At 54.3% G+C, this 19,900-nt stretch carries 10 protein-coding genes; 5 read left to right on the top strand and 5 right to left on the bottom strand.

The window, feature by feature from the left end:
* Positions 1–30 precede the first annotated feature (30 nt).
* Together Pla22_RS12785 and Pla22_RS12790 are read right to left on the bottom strand one after the other, a co-directional pair.
* Complete coding sequence (locus Pla22_RS12785; RefSeq protein ID WP_207310347.1) at positions 31–3,780, bottom strand: hypothetical protein; 3,750 nt, start codon at positions 3,778–3,780, stop codon at positions 31–33.
* A 56-nt stretch (positions 3,781–3,836) separates the two neighbouring features.
* Entirely contained in the window at positions 3,837–5,531 is a 1,695-nt protein-coding gene (locus Pla22_RS12790; protein ID WP_146514958.1) for an MFS transporter, read from the bottom strand.
* A gap of 335 nt (positions 5,532–5,866) precedes the next feature.
* Between Pla22_RS12790 and Pla22_RS12795 the strand changes: the two genes are divergently transcribed.
* From Pla22_RS12795 to Pla22_RS12815, 5 genes are all read left to right on the top strand, one after another.
* The gene (locus Pla22_RS12795; RefSeq protein ID WP_146514959.1) at positions 5,867–6,871 is read left to right on the top strand and encodes a LacI family DNA-binding transcriptional regulator; all 1,005 of its coding nucleotides are present in this window, start codon (positions 5,867–5,869) and stop codon (positions 6,869–6,871) included.
* A gap of 80 nt (positions 6,872–6,951) precedes the next feature.
* Positions 6,952–8,304, top strand: coding sequence for a DUF1559 domain-containing protein (locus Pla22_RS12800; protein ID WP_146514960.1), 1,353 nt, complete (start codon positions 6,952–6,954; stop codon positions 8,302–8,304).
* Positions 8,305–8,681: 377 nt separating this feature from the next.
* Positions 8,682–9,686 carry a LacI family DNA-binding transcriptional regulator gene (locus Pla22_RS12805; protein ID WP_146514961.1) on the top strand — a complete coding sequence of 335 codons (1,005 nt, stop codon included), beginning with the start codon at positions 8,682–8,684 and terminating at the stop codon, positions 9,684–9,686.
* Between the two features lie 84 nt (positions 9,687–9,770).
* Entirely contained in the window at positions 9,771–11,123 is a 1,353-nt protein-coding gene (locus tag Pla22_RS12810; RefSeq protein WP_146514962.1) for a DUF1559 domain-containing protein, read from the top strand.
* A gap of 504 nt (positions 11,124–11,627) precedes the next feature.
* Positions 11,628–14,756, top strand: a complete 3,129-nt coding sequence (locus tag Pla22_RS12815) for an FG-GAP-like repeat-containing protein (RefSeq protein WP_146514963.1) — start codon at positions 11,628–11,630, stop codon at positions 14,754–14,756.
* A 194-nt stretch (positions 14,757–14,950) separates the two neighbouring features.
* Here Pla22_RS12815 and Pla22_RS12820 read toward each other — a convergent pair whose 3' ends face one another.
* The 3 genes from Pla22_RS12820 to Pla22_RS12830 form a co-directional block, all read right to left on the bottom strand.
* On the bottom strand, positions 14,951–16,561 hold the full coding sequence (locus Pla22_RS12820; protein WP_146514964.1) for a hypothetical protein: 1,611 nt from the start codon (positions 16,559–16,561) through the stop codon (positions 14,951–14,953).
* A 237-nt stretch (positions 16,562–16,798) separates the two neighbouring features.
* A complete protein-coding gene (locus Pla22_RS12825) occupies positions 16,799–18,901 on the bottom strand; it encodes a hypothetical protein (protein WP_146514965.1) in 2,103 nt (700 codons plus the stop codon).
* Positions 18,898–19,893 (bottom strand): ABC transporter ATP-binding protein, encoded by a 996-nt coding sequence (locus tag Pla22_RS12830; RefSeq protein ID WP_146514966.1) that lies wholly within the window; start codon positions 19,891–19,893, stop codon positions 18,898–18,900. Before Pla22_RS12830 ends, Pla22_RS12825 begins: the two co-directional genes overlap by 4 nt.
* Positions 19,894–19,900 lie beyond the last annotated feature (7 nt).

Here is a 19,900-nt window from a genome sequence, read left to right on the forward strand (position 1 = left end):
GCGAGAGAGAACCATTGCAGGAGACAACGCTCAACGATTGGCGGTGTCGAAAGGGAATTGAATTTTGATGCTCGAGATTTCTCCGTCGCGACTAAACAGTGAGCGACTTTCTTCGCTTGTTAGCAGCAAGTCGTCGCGTACCACTGTCGATTGGTCTTTGCGATCAACCGATATTCGTTGGCTGCTGTGACGTTCATACAGAATCGGTACTTGGCATAGCGTGAACGCGAAGCAACCCGCAGGTACCTTTAGAGATCGCCGTTGGTGGTTGACGTCGAAGTATTCCAGCGAGGCATCGGCTTCGAGCAGTTCTGATGTTTCAAAGAAAGCGAGATCAAAGCGGACCTGACCGTCAGAAAGTCGAATGCCAATTTCGTCCCAGCGAGAAAGAATATCTTCCTTGACTTGACCAGTCATGCCGGGTTGTTGAACGCCAGCACCGCTGGGCGTATGAGAGTACGGGTCAGACGGAAATGCGCCGTATTGCAGCGGGGTTTTCGTGGTGCCAATGCCGTTTCGTACGTCTTGGTAATGTTCGTGCAATCTTTGAATGACTTGTCGATCGGACTGGCTTTGGGCAACTAAACACTGTTCCATCACGGCTAGCGATAGTTTTGACACCATGTGCCAATAGATTGACCCTAACCCTTCGTATCCGAAGAATGTTCCCGATCTGCCGGTGAAGTGTTGATGACCAAACGTCTCTTCAAACAATTGGCATAGTTGCCTTCGTTCTTGAGCAACGGCGTCGCTGAACCGTTCGTCGTCGCTCAACGCATCCAGTGCGGCTTTGAAGTCAGAGACGTTGCGAAGGTTGCCATTGAAGTGAACGTTTCCTCGCAAGTCCTTGCGAACAACGGAGGTGTGAGATTGATCGACCAGCATGGTTAGCAGGCGAGATCGAGCAACGGCGGCCGCTGGGACGATGTTCTTTTCCATGAACCGCGGCAGCTCTCGGTCGGGGTACAGCATGTAGCTATGCTGGTCCTCGCGGTACATGCGGCTGTTTCGCAGAGCATCGAGCACTTCCAGGGCTTCCTGGGGCTTAAGCAGTCCGCTGGACAGTACGGCAACTTGCCCTTCCAGCATTTCGTACATGTGAGTCACATTCGCCGACTCGTCTTCGATGTCAAGCAAATTGTAGGAATGATACAGTCCGTCGTCGCGACGATTCGCCCGGATCGTGTGGTCAACCATTTTCCGCGCCGCGACGAAGTGATCGACTAACGATGAGAGCGAAAGCGACTCTCGTTGTCCGCACAATCCATGTTCGTAAAGATCGTTTCGGTAGTCTGAACCGGCAGTTGCTAGTTGATCCAAAATGACCTTGCGAGTCCGAGCATCGAGCAATTCGCCGGTATCGCTATCGAATGAGCTGGCATGGCGGATCAGGATTTGTTGCACTCTTTGTATCAGTTGCCAAACTTCACGTGAGATCAAGACTTCGCTGGGAAGAGAGGCTTCGTTGCTTGAGAACCAGTCAATTAAAAACGTGAGGTATCGACGAAGGTAACAGACCGTGACCATGGACAACCCACGTCCCACAAGTGCGTTGTTCGCGTCGTTCCATTCAGGACGTTGGGTGTTGAGCCAGATTCCACCACCGGGAACGAAGTTGGTGAGTTTTGCCAGCGCAGGGACAATCAGTTTTTCGGTCAAGCTGACGCGATAGGGTTCATCATTTTCATTCCACAAAAGCTTGCCATCGCTGCCAACCGATTCAACGCGTCGTGCGATCACTTCGGCGAGCCTATCATCGAAGTCGATCGTGACTTGAGGGTTCAAACAAATTTGTTTGTGCGAACGAATGCGATACGGCACGTTTGCGTAAGTGCAAGTGTCCTGGGACAAGCACTCGTTTAGTCGATCCGGAGTGATTAAGCGGCCCCACTGCAAAAGCTTTTGGAAGTAAATGATTTGATGATCGCCCCAATAACCAATGTTCGACCAAGGGTCGTCGGCATCAGGGACTTCCCATTCGAATCCGTTCTTCGTTATTCGGTAAGGGTTGTGCCCATCCGCTGTTGAAGCGCCGGCGAACCGAAAGACCATGTTGGCAAGGTAGTTGGGGAACGCAATCGACAACGCTTCCCAATTTTGAAAGATGTCGCGCCAATTTCCTTCATAGCTGAGGTTCGGTTCGCCATCTTCGGTCCACACATCGATCGAAAACTCATTCCACGGCCGCGTGGGGTCACCGTGCCGCCGGCTAAAGCAAAGCGGTAGGTATTCAGATGCCAATCGCACCAAGTTCGAGTCGGCCGATTGAGCAACGCGAGCTTGTAAGTCAGCCATCGAAAGCGTTTCGGGCAGGGAGTCCAGGAATGCTTTGCATCCGCTCGCCACTGAGCGATTGGCCTGTCGCACGTGGTGTCGGAAGTCATCGGCTTTGACTTCGTATCCGTTAGCGGGAAGTCCGCCTCGCATCACATTGAAAAGCACATTGGACTTATGACGCTCAGTTCGCATTCGATCGGCGCCCATCTGAACGCCGTCTGCGGAGGAAAGGATTTGCAGCAATCGTTCTTCGTTGGCTTCTTCATCTTGAGCCAGTTTGGCGTTGACGTCCGAGCAAGTTGTCAAAAACTCGTCGAGTTCGACAACATCACTGTGGTCGTAGTTGACATCGGCAACGGTCGTCCATCGCAGCGGCTCGCCGGGGCAAAGCTCGACTTGACGCGATGCAAAGTAGGCACCACGCCGACCTCGGACGTCGTGTTGCTCAACGGGTGCCGCCCCACGTCGGATGTTTTCCAGTGATTCACTGCTGAGTGAAACTGTTGGATGTGGCAACCCATGCTGCCAGGCCACCGTCGTTCGCAGGCCCTCATTGGGTTCGGCTCGATCAGTGGGAATCGAACTGAGGTAATACAACCCGATGCCTGATCCGCCGAGCAGTTCGTTCTTTTTGTAAGCGTCTCCCAGATTGCTGAACCGGAGTTGAAAATCTTTGCCAAGACCAGGCGGCAATAGGTTTTCGAGTCCATCGGTGAGGTCAATTGTGCGCGGAGCATCTCGCAGATTGACTAATTCGCAGCGACGAATGAATCCGAATCGGTGGCCGGTGGACCAAGTGTACGAGAACGAAAGTCCTAGGTCGTGATGCACCTCTTCAAAACGAAGGCGATTGCCAAAGGCATTCTTGTACAGATTTCTCGAACGACTTTGGTCACGAATGGGAGCGGCTGAGAATGGTTCCCACAACTCGGTTTGACCATCGGGGCGAGCCACACGCACAATCGTTTTCGGGCCCGTGCGTCCAGCATGGTCTTGGATTTTATCCGACGAGTAATAGGGGAATAGAGCCGATTCCGCGTTCCGTCGACCTGCGGACAAGGCACCGCTGCTAGAGATGAACATCCAATGGTCGCTTGAGCTGACCACGCTAACGAAGAAGTCTCGCATGCGATGAACGTTGCCGATCTTGTACCAGCATTGTCCGTCGGCGGTCACGTATTGCCCCTGAATACCGTTGTCCTGAACACCGTTGTCTTGAGCGCGGTTGCCTTGAGCGCGGTTGCCTTGAGCGCGGTTGCCTTGAGCGCGGTTGCCTTGAGCGCTGATGTCCTGTGAAGGTTTGTTCCCTACATCGTTGCCAGTTCCGGTGTTGGCGCACTCGCCGTTGATTGATGCATCAACGTCTGCGGAATGAGTCTCTGGACCTAGCGATCCGATCGCCTCGGGCGAAGACACTGGACCGGCCGGGTTGGACGATGTTTGATCGGACGTTTGATTGGACGAAGGTTGATCGAACGAGGGAGGTTGCGAATCGGTACTCAAGGAACTGCTACTCATAGCATCGAGGCGAGAAATGAAGGGAACGAGAGGTGTCAGGCTTAGGTTTCCGGCCAATCGCTTTGTTTGCGACTTTGCAGGTCAGCCTCAATTTGTTGTTCGAGTTGTCGGCTGATGTTGTAAAGAAGCAGGCAACCGGCAGCCGTCAAAAGGAATGCCGCGGGAATTACGCTCATCATCATTCGCAAACCCGACATGGTGACATCCGATTGCGCTTGGTCCACGCCCTCAATGGGTTGAGAGTAGTTGTAGAAATCCAAGGCGAAGCCTGTCATCGCAGCGCCAACGGCGCATCCCATCTTTTGTGAGAACGTGGCTGCGGCAAAGACAAGGCCCGTAGCCCGACGCTGACTCCGCCATTCCGAGTAGTCAGCCGTGTCGGCATACATCGCCCACAACAACACGGGCACCGGGCCTCCGATAAATGAGGCCACGATGTGGATAGCAAACATCAAACTGATCTGGTCAGGGCCAAGAAAGATGAAGGATGCGTACAGGACCGCCACGCTGAAATTCGTGCCGATCATCAAGTTCTTCTTGCCGAAGATGCGGGTCAACGGTTTGGTCAACAACATGCCCGCGATGGCTGCGAAGCTACCCGATACCCAAAACGGAGGTGCCAGATCGGCGTCACCGCAGTAGTATTTGAAGTAATACAAAACGGCACCGCCGCGAATGAACAGGCCGGTTAGCTGGAACAAGCCAAAGCCAAACAAAACCAACCAAGGTCGATTGGAAATCAAGTCGTTGAAGTCGGATTCAAGCGTGGATGGCCCCGACACGTCCGCGAATCGCTTCTTCGCTACGCCACGGACTACCATCGAAACGGCGCTGCCGATTAAGTAGGCCGCTAAGATTGGCAACAAGGTTGCCGTGGCCATTCCCGTCGTTAGGCACGCCAGCAGCGTCAAGCCTAGCAGCAAGACTTGGTGGACTCGCAAGCTCGTCAATGCGAAACGCAAATCGGCGCGGAATGTCGACTCCGATGCAACGGACGGTTCAACTCGTTCTTTAGTTGTGGCGAAGGTGATCAAGAAAAGGATCACCGCCGCGACCGAGTAGACCACCATCGTCCAGAAGAAACCGCTTTGTTCGTCCACCACGATGTCTTTCGCTACTCCATCGACGATCGTAGTTTCTGTTCCCCCAAAAAAACCAACCATGCCAAGGGTGCAGTACTGAACCACGATCCCGCCGCAAAAGGCAGCGACAAAGCGATAGGTCGACACGCTAGTGCGTTCAATCGAGTTCGGTGTGATCACGCCCATCAACGCGCCGTACGGAATGTTGATTGCCGTGTAGGCCATCATCACCAGCGTGTAGGTGATGTACGCGTAGATCAGCTTTCCCGTTGGTCCGACATCTGGCGTGTAGAACGTTAGGATGCCGGTGATGGCAAACGGAACGGACATCCAAACCAAGTACGGACGGAATCGACCCCAGCTCGTGCGGGTCCGATCGGCAAGGTAGCCTACCATCGGGTCGTTGATGGCGTCCCAGATTCGGGTCACCAGCATCAAGGTGCCCGCTGACTTGGCCGTCAGGCCGAACACGTCCGTGTAGAAGTACATCAAGAAAGACTCGAACGTCTTCCAAAATAGGTTCGAAGCAGTGTCGCCAAGTCCGTAACCCACTTTTTCCGTCACACCGAGCTTTTGCGAGCTGGGTCCCGCGGGAGCCAGGTCAGCCGCGGGGGTCGGAGCAGCCAGGGGCGCCGGGTCAGTCGTCTTTTCCATGCTTCAGGTCCAGTGCCCGGGAAAGTGCCAGAAAGTGAGATGAGTTGCATCGCGATGAGATGCATCGCGATGAGTTGCATCGCACTGGCGCGAGAACGCACCCTCATATGAATCCAAACGGAACCGCTACGCAACCGGTTTCATAGGATTTGATGCGTCTTGCCTGCAAAGAAGCTTAATTGCGGAATAGTTTCCTGAAAACGGTTGCAGTGGTGCCTGGAGTCCTGTACTATGGGTTGAAACCGGTTTCACTGTGGCTTCGTAACCCCCCGTTTCTTGGGGCGTTCCTTTCGGTGGGCGTTGGTTTCCTTAGGGCCAAGGGTACGAGCTAGTCAATGAGTATGAGCACCACCACGATCAAAGACATCGCCGAACGTGCGAACGTGTCTAAGAGCACGGTGTCGCGCGTGATCAATGACAAGGCGATCGTCAATAGTCGAACACGCTTGGCTGTCCTTGATGCGATGAAGTCGCTGGGCTATGAACCCAACTTCTTTGCCCGCTCGTTAGCCAGCGGCCTTTCGATGACCGTCGGGGTGGTGACGCAGAAGCTCGGCAGTCCGTTCTATGACATGATTAGCCAGGGCGTCATTCAAGGCTTCGCCGGAACGGGCTACTCGCCCCTGTTCGTTGATGGTCAGTGGGAAGAGAGCACTGAACTAGAAGTCATTCGCACCGTGCTGGGGCGAAAGGTCGATGGGCTGTTGTTGCTCGGTGGCGACATTTCCGAACAAGATCTCAGTGACCTGAAGGATCGCTTGCCCACCATCGTCGTTGGCAAAGAAGTTCCCGGTTGGCAAGATCAGTGCGTGTTTGTTGATAACGTCGGTGCCGCTCGCAATGCCGTGAAGCACTTGCTTGAGTTTGGCCATCGCAACATTGCGATGGTTTGCGGGATCTCCTGTCACCAGGATGCGATCCGCCGATACGAGGGCTACCGACTTGCGTTAAGTGAAGCCGGCATCGAGGTCGATCCAGGGCTCGTACTCGAAGGTGACTTCTCGGCTCAGTCAGGAATCATGGCCGTCAACACATTGCTGATGCGAGGCAAGCCGTTTAGCGCAGTGTTTTGCGCCAATGACATGGTTGCCTATGGCGTCCGCTTGGCGCTCCAGCGTAAAGGCATTCGTGTTCCCGAGGATGTGTCGATCGTTGGTTTCGATGACCAGGGCGAATCCGCTTACATGTGCCCGCCGCTAACGACGGTGCGTCAGCCCGGCAACGAAATGGGCGAGGCCGCCGCCGCCGGCTTAGTGAAATTAATGCAGGGCGAAACCTGCAGGCTGCCTGTCTTCGAGGCTGAGCTTCAGTGCCGTGAATCCGTCTCGCGGCTGGTTTGATTGTTGATTCATTTCCCGTGCATCTAGTTCTGTTTCAAAAGTAGTTTCCCTGTTTCTTTCTTTTTTTGAGGCGTTGTTTTATGATCCGAACGAAATCTTCCCGTCCGGGCTTTACGCTCGTCGAGCTGTTGGTGGTCATCGCCATCATCGGCGTGTTGGTTGGCCTTTTGTTGCCAGCCGTTCAAGCTGCCCGTGAAGCGGCCCGCCGCATGAGCTGCAGCAACAATTTCAAGCAGATTGGTATTGGTCTTCACAATTACCACGCTGCGTTCAAGCAAATGCCCACGCAAATGTCGGGTCCTGCTCGCATTGGTTCGTGGGAACACGAAACTCGTCATGATTCGGTCATGATGTCCAACAGTTTCTTGGTTGGTCTGTTGCCGTTCGTTGAGCAGCAAGGTCTGTGGGAGCGAATTTCGAATCCCGACAACCAAGCCGTCAATGGTCAACCGCCATTGCCGACGCCATTTCCGGCCTACGGTCCTCACCACGATACCGATCCTGATGGTGGCGGTAAGACCAATGCCGGTGGACGTGCTTACGTGCCATGGCTGACTGAGATTCCAATGTTCCGTTGTCCTAGTGACCCCGGTTCAGGTCTGCCAGCTCAAGGTCGTACCAACTACGGTGCCTCCATGGGTGACGCGATTCACAAGATGAATTCCGGAACCATCGGATGTAACTGGGCGAACTCGACTTGCAACTGGTTGTACAGCTACGGCGACGACCAAGATGCCAACTCGGATGCTCGCGCAGCCGCCCGAGGTTTCTTCGTCGCTCGAACTGAAATGAAGTTCCGTGACATCATCGACGGTCTGTCCAACACGATCGCTTGCGGTGAAATCGTCACTGACATCGGTGACCGTGACGTTCGTACCAACGCGAACTTGCAAGCCGACCTGTCGACGGACCGTAACAACTGGGGAGCCAACATTCCTGACTTGAACATCTGGAAGACCATGGTTGACCTTGAGCGTCCGCGTTTCTGGAGCGACGGTGTGGCTCCTAACCCGACGTCCCCTGTGATTGCATGTCCTGGAGACTGGCGAGATCGTTATGGTCGTGGTTATATGTGGGCCAACGGTGGAGCGTACAACTCGGGCGTTCAAACCATTCGTCCGCCAAACTCGGCTTGTAGCTTGGCCGGAGCGGGTCCGAATGCTTGGTACGCCGGTCACCTCGAAGGCGTTTGCCCTCCCGGTAGTCGTCACCAAGGTGGTGCTCACGTGATGATGGGCGACGGAGCGGTTGTGTTCATGACCGACTCAGTTGACTGTGGTGGTTTGGATTCAGGCGTGGTGCCAGTTCGTAACCAAAACGAAACGCTGGACCCAACTTACCCACGTGCGGGTAGCAAGAGTCCTTACGGTTTATGGGGTGCTTTGGGTACTCGTGCTAGTCGCGAAACCATCGAAGAGCAACTCAACCAGTAGTCTTCCTCGAAGCCTAGTTGTTAGTTAATTCAGAGCCTTGTCCGCACATGCGGGCAAGGCTTTTTTCGTGCGCACGTCGGTGTGGAAGTCAGGATTGTCGGCAAATTGGGTGTCTTGCATGAAGGGTGCGATTCGAGCGATGAGCATTGCGGTGTGAAACCAGTTGCAGCTAAAGGTTGCGAAAGACCCCCTGTATAGTATTTAGAGGCCTGGAGCGTGAAACCGGTTGCAGTTTGGCGGTTCCGTAACCCGCCTTAGCTAACTTTAAGGGGGATTATTTTTGAAATAAGCGACGTTTTGCCTGGGGGGATGTGGTACGAGTTGGTACATTCAAATGCAGATGGTCAACATTGTCGCCCTTGGATCTCCGGGATTTGATGCGTTTTAACACCACCACGATCAAAGACATCGCCGAACGTGCGAACGTGTCTAAGAGCACGGTGTCGCGCGTGATCAACGACAAGGCGATCGTTAATAGTCGAACACGCTTGGCTGTCCTTGATGCGATGAAGTCGCTGGGCTACGAACCCAATTTCTTTGCCCGCTCGTTAGCCAGCGGCCTTTCGATGACCGTCGGGGTGGTGACGCAGAAGCTCGGCAGTCCGTTCTATGACATGATTAGCCAGGGCGTCATTCAAGGCTTCGCCGGAACGGGCTACTCGCCCCTGTTCGTTGATGGTCAGTGGGAAGAGAGCACTGAACTAGAAGTCATTCGCACCGTGCTGGGGCGAAAGGTCGATGGGCTGTTGTTGCTCGGTGGCGACATTTCCGAACAAGATCTCAGTGACCTGAAGGATCGCTTGCCCACCATCGTCGTTGGCAAAGAAGTTCCCGGTTGGCAAGATCAGTGCGTGTTTGTTGATAACGTCGGTGCCGCTCGCAATGCCGTGAAGCACTTGCTTGAGTTTGGCCATCGCAACATTGCGATGGTTTGCGGGATCTCCTGTCACCAGGATGCGATCCGCCGATACGAGGGCTACCGACTTGCGTTAAGTGAAGCCGGCATCGAGGTCGATCCAGGGCTCGTACTCGAAGGTGACTTCTCGGCTCAGTCAGGAATCATGGCCGTCAACACATTGCTGATGCGAGGCAAGCCGTTTAGCGCAGTGTTTTGCGCCAATGACATGGTTGCCTATGGCGTCCGCTTGGCGCTCCAGCGTAAAGGCATTCGTGTTCCCGAGGATGTGTCGATCGTTGGTTTCGATGACCAGGGCGAATCCGCTTACATGTGCCCGCCGCTAACGACGGTGCGTCAGCCCGGCAACGAAATGGGCGAGGCCGCCGCCGCTGGCCTAGTGAAATTAATGCAGGGCGAAACCTGCAGGCTGCCTGTCATGCAGGGTGAATTGAAATACCGCGAATCTGTAGCACGTCTTATTTAGTTTTCTATTTTTCGTGCAATGGATTTGATTTTGAATGTTGATTTGTGTTTTTTGTTTCTCATTTCTCTATTGAGGTGATTTGTTATGTCTCGTTTCAGACCTTCGCGACAGGGCTTTACGCTCGTCGAACTGTTGGTTGTCATTGCCATTATTGGTGTGTTGGTTGGCCTTTTGTTGCCAGCCGTTCAAGCTGCCCGTGAAGCGGCCCGCCGCATGAGCTGCAGCAACAATTTCAAGCAGATTGGTATTGGTCTTCACAATTACCACGCTGCGTTCAAGCAGATGCCGACGCAAATGTCGGGTCCTGCTGTCGTTGGATCGTGGGAGCATACGACTTCTTATGACTCGGTCATGATGTCCAATAGCTTCCTTGTTGGTCTATTGCCGTTCGTTGAACAGCAAGGGCTTTGGGAGCGAATCTCAAATCCTGACAACAAAGCTGTCAACGGTCAGCCGCCTTTGCCAACGCCTTTCCCAGCCTATGGGCCAAGTCACGATACTGACCCCAACGGTGGTGGAAAAACCAACGCTGGTGGTCGTGCCTATCAGCCATGGTTGACTGAGATTCCAATGTTCCGTTGTCCTAGCGATCCTGGTTCGGGACTGCCTGCTCAAGGTCGTACCAACTACGGTGCGTGCATGGGCGATGCAATCCACCGAATGAACTCGGGTACCAAGGGATGCAACTGGGATGGTTCGACTTGTCGTTGGCTTTGGGATTATGGTGACGATGGCGGTGCCCAGTCGCAAGCTCGTGCAGCGGCTCGTGGTTTCTTCGTCGCTCGTACCGAAATGAAGTTCCGTGACATCATCGACGGTTTGTCCAACACCATCGCTTGCGGTGAAATCGTCACTGACATCGGTGACCGTGACGTTCGTACGAACGCTAACCTGCAAGCTAACCTTGCCACGGACTCCAACAACTGGGGTGCCAACGTTCCTGACCTGAACATCTGGAAAACACTGGTCGACCTTGAGCGTCCACGTTTCTGGAGCGATGGCGTTGCACCGAACCCAACCGCACCTGTGATCGCATGTCCTGGTGACTGGCGTGACCGTTATGGTCGTGGTTACATGTGGGCCAACGGTGGTTGTTACAACTCAGGTTGCCAAACCATTCGTCCGCCGAACTCAGCCGCTAGCTTAGCTGGCGCTGGTCCTAATGCTTGGTATGCGGGTCACCTCGAAGGCGTTTGCCCTCCCGGTAGCCGTCACCAAGGTGGTGCTCACGTGATGATGGGCGACGGAGCGGTTGTGTTCATGACCGATTCGGTCGACTGCGGTGGCTTGGATTCAGGCGTTGTTCCCGTTCGTGGTGGCAACGAAACTTTGGATCCAACCTACCCACGAGCTGGTTCCAAGAGCCCATACGGACTCTGGGGTGCTTTGGGTACTCGTGCTAGCCGCGAAACCATCGAAGAACAGTTGAACCAGTAGTCTCGCAACCGAGGCTAAAATTCAGTTAAAACTTGGCCTTGCCCACGACCTGTGGGCAAGGCTTTTTTTATGCGACGAGCGATCGAGTTGTGCGACGAGCGATCGAGATCGCAAGCTGGAATCGGTCCTTCGATGTCTCGTCGTTCTCGCCCCCAACCGCCGAGGTCGCAGGGGTGAATGGCACGCAGCCGAACCGCTCGGCTGATCGAATGCACTGATCCGCAAGACGCAGCGGACTCGCCCACAGCGAACGACGCCAATGGCAGCTTGGGCAGAACCGCTGACTTGGCTCAAAGGTTGGACGATGTTGCACTACGACCAGCGTCGAGACCCATTGAAACCGCTCCCTCAAATGGGGCCAGCTTGTTTCATATGGGTGAACTGGGGGGTATGATGTCGCGTGGTACCAAACACTCTGTTGTTTTGAACACCTAATTGTTACGGCTCCTTTCAGCTATTCGCCGGGTCCAGTTCGGCTGTTCGATTGAAACGTAGGAAGCACGCATGCGAACTCGGTTCCCTTCTGATTTGCCTAAGCGTCGCAGAGCGATCGTTCTATCAGTCGTAATTCTCGTTTGCCAGGTTGTGGGGTGCACTCGGCAATCCGGTGTTGCTGAATCGAGCAGCGAGATTCCCAAAAGCGAAGTCTCCATTGGATCGGTTGGTCGCGAACCAAACAATGCGAAAGATGCCTCACGGCAGCCTGTTCAATCGAAGCAGGCGAAGTTGAAGTGCGCAGCTCGCTGGATCAGTAAAGGCGAAGTTGATCTGGCTGCTGCAAGCATTCAGGATTTGCTAATCGAAGATCCTGATGATCCTGATGCCAATGCACTAATGCTGCAGATATCGATGGCACGTGGCGACACGTCACGGGGCATCGCAATTCTTGAGCGAATGGCAGAGCTGAATCCCGACCGACGTGATGACATCCACGCCCACGCTGCGAGTTTGCTGCACCAGAACGGGCAACTCGACGAAGCGGTTGAACGATTGCGAATTCTTCTCGCCCGATCGCCCCAATTCGATGAAGCGCGACGCATGTTAGCTCGCATTCTGAATCACCAAGGCTATGCCGCCGAATCGAATCAGCAAGTACGGATTTTTATGGAACGCCAACCGCTGACGTTTGGCGAATTGTTAAGACTAGCGTTGCCGGATCGATCTTGGGGCAATGTGAACACCGACACTACCGATCCCTCTCAGTTTGAATCGGTCGCGATGATCGTGAACTCAGCTTCTGCGATGCGAATCAATGGTGATCCCGCGAGTGCAGTGAAGTTGCTCGATGCAAGTCCCTGGTTTTCGGTTGATGGGCAAGTGGTCGCCAGTCAATCGGTTAATGACCAGTCGGGCCAAACGCAACCGCATCCTGCGGTCATTTCACTTTATGTCCGTTCGCTAGCGGAATCGCAGCAACGCGAACGTTTAAAAACTGCCTTGGCGTCCTGTCCGGATTCGTGCCTTCCCTACCCTGATTTTTGGATCGCATGCGGTGTCATAAGTACGTCTACCAATCCGCAGGTTGCTACTGAGTGTTTTGCCAGGGCCATATGGCTTGAACCGTTTAACCTCGATGCCTACTACGGAATTTCGCAATCACTCGAAGCCGAAGGGAAGCCAGAGCTAGCTAAGCGGTTTCGTCAGCGTTCACTTGCCATCGATAGCTTCCAGGATCAGGTTCGAACCATGCAATCGATGAAGCAACCGGATCCAGATGCCTTCATTAAAGTGTCGTCGTTTTTGTCGAACATGGGACATTTGCTTGATGCGCTGGTTTGGCAGGAATACGCGATTGCAACCTTCTCGCCGCGCTCACGAAAGCTTCAGCAGATCCCTGCGTTCAAGGAAGAGGTGTTAAAGAAGTACGCTCAAGGTCGCGACGATAGGTTTATCCTGTTTGGCGTTGAAGCAAACAACGTTGCTTTGGCAAACTCATGGCTTGACGAATTACAGCGTGATCGGGTTGTGCAGCAATCCGACAGTAATGTTCCCTCTACTCACGCTGGGCCGAGCGATCCAATCACACCACCAGTTCTTAGAAACGTGGCATCAAAGTGCAACTTGAAGTTTCGCTACCAAAACTCGGATCCTCCGGTTGAGCGATACTTCTTAATCTTTGAAGGTCTTGGTGGTGGCGTGGCGTGTTTGGACTTTGATCGTGATGGCCAGCTAGACCTCTATTTTGCTCAAGCAGCAACAAGACCACCTCAGCAGCAGTCTCAATTTAGCAATGGTTTGTTTCGTCAACTCGAACAGAAATTTCATGACGTCATCCATCAATCTGGCGCTGACGATCGGTCGTTCACGTTCGGTGTAACCGCGGGAGACTGGAATCAAGATGGCTTCGCCGACTTGATGATAGGCAACCTAGGCCAGAATCAATTGCTGCTCAATCAAGGTGATGGAACCTTTCGTCGACATGACGATCAACAATTGGCGTCCGAGGATGCATTCACGTGTAGTGTGGCCATCGCGGATATCACCGGCGATGGTTTGCCGGAAGTATTAGAGATCAACTATGTCGATGATCCCGCCATCTACAAGCCAAATGAGATAGATGCCAACGGTCGACTCGTCTCGACACCCGGACCGATGAAATATAGATCGGCGAAAGACCGTGTGATTGTGTCGCAGGGTGACGGGTCGATGCTGGCCAAACCATTAGGCGATCAAGACGAGGCAGCGTATAGCCCAGGACTATCGCTTGTTGTAACTGACTTCGATAACAGGCCCGGAAACGAAGTATTCGTGGCCAATGATTTGCGTTCCAACCAACTCTGGACTCGCAGCACGAATAGCGATGGTACGAATCAATGGAGCGACACCGCAGTGACTCGCGGAGTTGCCTACGGTACGTCCGGGAAACCGATGGCATGCATGGGGGTGGCTGCAGCGGACTTTGACCAGAATGGGCTTCTTGATCTCCATGTTTCTAACTTCGAAAGCGAATGGTCGAACCATTACATGCAAACGAAGTCGGGGTTGTTCGTTGATTCAGCGGTCGCCTTTAAGCTTGACCGGCTTACGCAAAAGATGCTGGGCTTTGGAACCCAGGCGATCGACTATGACAATGACTCGCACTGGGACCTGATTGTTGGTAACGGTCATATCGAGGACATGAGTTACCAAGGCGTCCTCTTCGCGATGCCCACTCAACTGTTAGCCGGACGAAGTGACGGTTTCACTCAGGTTAAAGTCTCGGGCGACGACGAGTATTGGGACACCCGTCACTTTTCACGCGGGATGGCGAAATGCGACTTTGATCGCGATGGTCTGGTTGACGTTGTTGTGTCCGATTTGAAAAGCGACGCGGTGCTGCTGCACAACGAGACGGTCGCCAACAAGCAGTGGTTGCAACTTGAGTGCATCGGAACGGCGAGCGAACGTGATGCAATTGGTGCGCGAGTCACCATCACCTGTGGTTCGCAGTCATGGATGCAAACCGTGCAAACGGGCGATGGGTACCTGTCGAAGAATGAATCTGCGTTGTTCTTCGGGCTAAGCGATGCAGAACTGGTGGATCGAGTCACCGTTCGCTGGCCTAGCGGCGCCGAGCAGTCTTTCGATGGCATCGAAACGAATCGTCGCTGGCAAATAACCGAAGGGCATCATGCGCCCTGGCTAGATTGGTGAGCGAGACTGGATCGATCCAGTTGCCTTACGAACGTTTGAGCGCTGGTTTGTTTGAGCGTTCGGGCGTTAGAAAACAAGTCGAGTGCATCGCCAGAGCATGGCATCATCCCGACGATTTTTCCCCTGTTCGTTCCAAGGACCGAGCGCCGAGATGCCCCGAGACGCCTGAGCGGCCAACTGGTGCAACCCAGTGTTTAGCGACTTGCCTTCGTCCAAGTGTTGTCACGTTCTGGTTCGCGGACAACGCTTCGAGCCTTCGGTGCAGGTAAGGGCGGATAGGTGCGACTGGTCATCGCCGCTTCACGCACGGGTACCGATTGGCGAGTTGAGACACTTGTCGCGTCACGGTCTAAGGATCGTGTTGGCAGAGCAGGTGCTTCGAAGGTGGAGCGAGCGGCCGGCAAGTCGAGGCTGCGGCGAAACGGCGATGGTTCGTCGTCGTCCAAGGCTCGAATCGGCTCGATTCCCGTGAACGAAGAGGTCTCCGTTGTCTGTCGGTTTTGGAAATCTGGACGAATCGCACCGTACCGAGATTGCGGTCGCGACATCGCGGTGGAGTCATCCGCGTCCTGTAGTTCCCAGTACGACTTTGGCTTTTCGCGGGAGTAATCCGGTTCGCTCGCCGGCGCTTCGTATTCACGAGGCTCGCGGTCAAGTTCATTCCGGTAGCTTGTTTCATTGCGAGGAGCATAGCTGCTTTCCTCGCGGCGGTAGCTTTCTAAACGGGGCTGGTCGATCGGCGACAAATCAGCCTGTGGACGCGGGCTGGTTGGCGATCCGGTCAACGGTGCAGCACTTGGTTGGCCATAACCTTGGTCGGAAAAGCTGGGGGGGGCAGCGGAGCTGGACGGGATCGGCACCGTGAATTGACGAGGAGCAGTTTCCATCGCACTGACTTGACCGATCGCACCGTATTGATCTGGGCTGGACGAAACCGGATAGGGTTGGCCCAGCGGCTGCGCGTAAGTTGCTTGCGCGTCGAATGTCGTTGGTGCGGCACCTAAACTTGAAAACGGTGTGCGTTGCAGTTGATCAATCGTTGACGTGCATGGTTGCTGGATCGTGACTGTGGTATTCGACATCGGGTCCACGGTCGTTGCGGGTCGATAGTACGTAACCGGTGCACGGTAGTACGAGCTGCGGTACCCGGTGCCGAAGAGGTTGCTAAAGAAACGCGATAATCCACTGCCCAACGTAGGTCGTGGAGCGTTGGGAAATAACGGAGCGACGTTCGTTGCCGGAACGCCCGTCATCGGAGTTCCGGTCGGTACCGCGACTTGGGCGGCCGCATAGTTTGCCCGGTAGTAGCTCGAATTCGGGTACACGTTTGCTGCGCCCATGTACGAACTGGTAGGCCCAACGCCCAACATGCCAGCGTTGCCCAGCATTCCCGTGTTGCCTCGCAAAATCTGCGGCGTCGTCATGGGGACGCTGTAGGCCGTTTGCAAATTAGTGCCGACCGGTTGTCCGGTGTAGACCGACGGATTGTCGTACGCGGGGCGCTGAAGTTGGTAAGCACCGCTGCTAAGGACGGGCGTTGTCAACGGCAGCGTTGTCGTGGGAGCGTAGCCAGCGGAATAGTTCGACTGATAATTCGTCGTAGCAATCGGTGCATAGCCCGCAGTGTAAGGCGTGTAGGCTGCTGCGTAAGGCGTGTAGGCTGCTGAGTAGGGCGTGTATCCGACTGCGTATGGATTGGCTTGTCGCCCATACAACCAGTCCGTCAAGCAGCAAGCATCAGCCGACGAGGTCGCAGCAGTCAGGGCAGCAGCTAGAGCGGCAATCTTTAGGCGTTGAAAAGGCATCAACCAATGTTCCGTACGAGTTTCACACAATCAGTGAGCGACCGTATTGTAGGAGGGTCGCAAAAAAGGAGCGCAAGGCATCCTGTGTAAGTGGACGCCGCAGGAGCCATTTGGTCAACGTTTCGTGAGCCAACTTTTGATCAATGTGAATCTTTGCGGCCCATCATTTCCCACATCTAACGATTGCTCCGACTTTAACGCCACCAACCGGACACGTTGATAATCTCGATGCCGGTTCTAACCAATCGAAGCGGTTCGTAAGTTGCCCCGTTTAGAATCCCGTTCAAAAATCTCAACGCCTTCTTCGGCTGGTGGATCCCAGGGTTGGCCGCAGTGTTCGCAAGTCGCTAAGTCGATGCGGCGAGCTTGAGTGCATCGCGGACAGTCTTCTTTGATTGGTTTGCGGTAAATCGAGATCAGTGCAATCACGACGCCAAAGCCGAGCGTCGCGCCTAGAGCTGTCCAGGTGATTCTTGCACGGTTTGACAGCCCCACACGTCCACCCATGTACCAAACTGCCAGGCTTGCAAAAGCCGCATGGCCGATGGTCGAAAACACAATGCCCATTGGCGATCCGGGACCGGCAACCCCATAGAAAAGCGACATGGTCGTGATCATGAGCGTGAGGATTGCGGGAGGAAAAAACCAGCCGATCCAATCTTCAGAATGACCCGTTTGCATCTTGGGAAGTTGCACGGAGCCCAAGCTTTCCACACCACCGTTGGCGTCGAGCTTCGCGTACTTCGATACTTCTGATGAATAGTTCTCATGAATCAATGCGTGTTCGCCATCGGGCGTTCGTATCACGCGAAGCATCTCTTTCGCGTTAGGAGGATCCACTTGAAAGGTTCGGCTACTGACCACTTTGATCGGCGGTAATGCGAATTGGTGCGTGGTTTTGATCGTCGCAGAATCTGCTTGCGGCATCTCTGACGAAGTGTCCGTCGGTTCGATCGTATGCCAAGTGAGTTGGTTGTCCGCCATCGTCCATAGCGATGCAGGACGATCGTCCTCTTCAAGCAACAGCATTGCGTAATCCACTTTCCCGTCGAGCAATTTCTGGGCTCGAAGCTCATCAGCGAGCAGTTGGTAAACGCCATTATCATCTGCTAGTAATGGATTCACGCTTGTGTTGAGGCCATAGATTGACGAGTTGTGAAGGTTCGACAGCGCATCGATTCCCTCAAATTCGCCTTGGGCATCTGCCACCGAAGCATAGCCACCTTCAGGGCTTACGATTGCAACGAGAGTATTGACGCGGTCGTACAGCAGAACTCGATTTTGATGGCCAACAATCGAGACCTCGCCAAAGGGAACCGTCTTAGAAGTTGACGATCCTAAATATTGGAATTGTCGCAGCGGCGAATCGCGATTGTAGTTGGTGGGGCTTAGCTGAGACCCATGAGTTTCTCGCCAACCCTCGTTAACTTTCGCGAACGCACTCCGGTCGTCGAGATCTCGCACTAAGATTTCTTCTTGATTCCAGTTCCCGCCTCGTCGCGTGATTGCAAGCTGCTGCCATTCACCCTCGGCATTCATTGAAAGCCTGTAAGTGGTGTAGTCTCGCGCGGTCTTTGGAATGCTTTCGACGAGGAACGCAAACACTACTCCGTAGAGTACGACGCCTGAAAAAATGAGCCCAATCATGCTGGTCGTCGATTGCCAATGATGGGAAGACCGCGGAGGCAATTGGGATTGATGTGCGAAGGCATGTCGCGATGCAAGCAGGGTCACCGTCGCGAACGCTGCGAAGATTGCCAGCATGAATGCCATTGAACCAAAGACGTTTTGAAACGGGAGGTTGGATAGTAGCAGCATCAAGAACATCGTCAGCGTGACTGCACCCACGGCGGGCAACAAGCGAGTTCCCACCCACTTCGCATCTCGATTGACGATCCAAAGCACGGTTGGGTGCAGTAGAAAGACGATGAAGGAAGAAAGCAAAAACGGTGTGATTTGGCGTGCGTTGGTTGGCAGTCGTTCGACACCTTTGACCTGCAGATACGTCATCGCGACCGCAATGGGGACTGCTAGAGTGATCGCGAATGCCACATAGCCGGCCGCTACTTTGCCCCAATAGATCTCGCGAGTGGACGTGGGGCGGTGCAACAGATATCCCCGTGAATCGTTGCGTGTGTCAAAGAGTGACTGCAGCAATCCCAGCCCTATCGCGACCATACCGCCTGTCAAACCAAGTAGGGACATCAGTTTGGTTTCCATTTGCACTGCTTCATAGACCGACGATGGCCGGATCATCCAAAGCATGACAAGGCCAAAGACCATGCCGAGCGGCGTCCAGCGTAAGCAGTCACGAAGCTCTTTCTTGAAAACAGCATTCATCGTTGGGCTCCATTTTTACGGTGGCTGGAGGAAGTCACAGGAGTAGAGAAAAACGATCCATCTCCTCGCTCCCGCGTAAGGTAGGCGAGTACCGCATCGCCCAGCGTGGAATCGACTCGCTCGGGCGGCTGACCACTCAGGCGATCAATCGCGGCCAGCGTTTCTTCGTCGGCATCGGCCACTGCAATCTGCAAGCGATCGCCTAGTTTTCGTGCCTCGATCAAACCGGGGATCGCAGCCACAACGCTGGCATCAAACTCATCGCCGTGAACTGCAAAAAGTGAAACCCGGTCAGTGAAATCATCCATCATGGTGTCGACTTTCAAACGACCACCCACCATGACGGCCACTCGGTCGGCAATCCGTTCGACGTCGTCTAACAGGTGCGTGCTCAGGATCACCGTCCGTTTTCCACCGCCGGCGAACTCAATCAATGTTTCGTTGAGTGCTCGGCGACTGACGGGATCCAATCCCAACGCGGGATCATCCAAGACCAACAGTTCAGGATCCGGCGCTAGAACAAGAGCCAGGGAAACGCCTGCGCGTTGACCTCGCGAAAGCGTGCTCACCCGCGCGTCTTGGTCGATACCGAAGTGACGAACGATGTCTCTAAAAAGTTCGTTGTTCCAAGTTGCGTAACCCGCTCGTTGAAAGTCCTGGCACTGCCGCACTCGCATTGAAGGATACAAAAAGTGTCCTTCAACTAAGTATCCAATCCGGGCTCGCGTTGAGACCGACATTCGCGAGGCATCTTCGCCAAGTGTGATGGCTTTGCCACGAGTGGGCGCTAGCAGGCCCATCAAGATGCGAATGGTTGTCGTCTTGCCAGCACCATTGAGTCCCAGCAACGCGGTCACTTGTCCTTCCGGCACACGGAAGTCTAGATCTCGCACAACAGGTTTGGCGCCGAAGTAGCGAGTCAAACCTTGCAATTCGATCGCAGGCACTGTTGGCGACGACCGGTCTGCTGAAGATTGCTCATGAGTTTTCACTGGGAAC

It is taken from the genome of Rubripirellula amarantea (genome assembly GCF_007859865.1).
Classification (GTDB): domain Bacteria; phylum Planctomycetota; class Planctomycetia; order Pirellulales; family Pirellulaceae; genus Rubripirellula; species Rubripirellula amarantea.